At 36.0% G+C, this 1470-nt stretch carries 2 pseudogenes; both read left to right on the top strand.

The window, feature by feature from the left end:
- Positions 1–467, top strand: a pseudogene (locus FTU16_RS16390) (IS1 family transposase); the annotation flags it as partial.
- Between the two features lie 205 nt (positions 468–672).
- Positions 673–1470: pseudogene (locus tag FTU16_RS16385) on the top strand (IS3-like element ISAba14 family transposase); the annotation flags it as partial.

The raw sequence follows: 1470 nt of genomic DNA, 5'->3' as shown, positions 1-1470 counted from the left end.
AAAGTTTTACGTACTTTAACTGAATCAACCTATGAAATTCAGCCTCAGCAAAGTCATTATGAATCTCTCGAAGTAGATGAGTTCTGGAATTTTGTTGGAAATAAAAAGAATAAACAATGGCTTATTTACGCCTATCATCGAGAAACAGGTGAAATTGTTGCTTATGTTTGGGGTAAACGAGATTTAGCTACAGTCTAACAATTGAAGACAAAGCTTAAACAATTAGATATTCACTACACCCGAATTGCAAGTGATCATTGGGACAGTTTCATCACTGCTTTTAAAAATGGTAAGCAAAGTATTGGTAAATTTTTTACTGTAGGTATTGAAGGCAATAATTGCAAAATAAGGCATAGAATTAGGCGTAGCTTCAGAAGAAGCTGTAATTTTTCAAAAAAGCTTGAAAACCATTTTAAAGCTTTTGATTTAGCCTTCTTTTCTTTTACATCAATAATGGCTTCATTTAAAGGCAGCATACTTTTTGAAGCACCACCAAAATTTTATGTTAAGTAGAGACTAAAAATGCCCTTGATTAAGGGCTTACAAGGGCATTTTGTATAAGGTGTATTATGTTAATTTTAGAATTTCTTCATTAGAGAGATGGATCCGTAAATTTGAACAACTCCTATAAGTGATATTTTGCTCCTCAAATGATGTTATAAACATCAATATATGGAGTATTTTATGGCACGTAGACCAAGAAGAAATCATTCAAATGATTTTAAAGCTAAGGTAGCACTTGCTGCGATTAAAGCAGAAAAAACACTTGCTGAATTGAGTGCTGAGTTTGATGTTCATCAAAACCAAATTATTGACTGGAAAAATCAATTGATCTCAGCTTCCTCGCAAGCTTTCGATCAATCAAAAGCTCCAACAGAACCACCCATCGATCTAAAAAAACTACATGCAAAAATCGGTGAGCAGGCATTAGAAATTGATTTTTTAGAAGGTGTGTTGAAGAAACTGGGCCGCTTCAACCACAAAAGTTAATCGACGACTCACTTCAGATTTCAGTATCTAAGCAAGCTAAGCTGCTGAAAGTCTCCCGTGGTTGTTATTACTATCGCCCAAAACCTGTGAGTGCATCAGATCTGAAGCTGATGCGATGTATTGATGAATTACATATGCAATATCCTTTTGCAGGCAGTCGTATGATGCGTGATTTGTTGAATCGTCAAGGACATCATATAGGACGACGTCATACACGTACTTTAATGAAGAAAATGGGTATTCAGGCGTTATATTGCAAACCAAATTTAAGCCAGGCTAATCAAGCTCACCGTAAATATCCATATCTGCTCAAAGGATTGGCTATTCAGCGCAGTAATCAAGTGTGGTCTACGGATATAACGTATATCCCTATGGCAAAAGGCTTTGTTTATTTATGTGCTGTGATTGATTGGCATAGCCGCAAGGTACTTGCGCATAGGGTATCGATTAGTATGGAGGTGGATTTTTGTATTTCGGCTT

This window comes from Acinetobacter sp. YH12069, assembly GCF_013419675.1.
Lineage (GTDB): Bacteria > Pseudomonadota > Gammaproteobacteria > Pseudomonadales > Moraxellaceae > Acinetobacter > Acinetobacter amyesii.
This window is presented reverse-complemented; position numbering and strand designations above follow the sequence as displayed.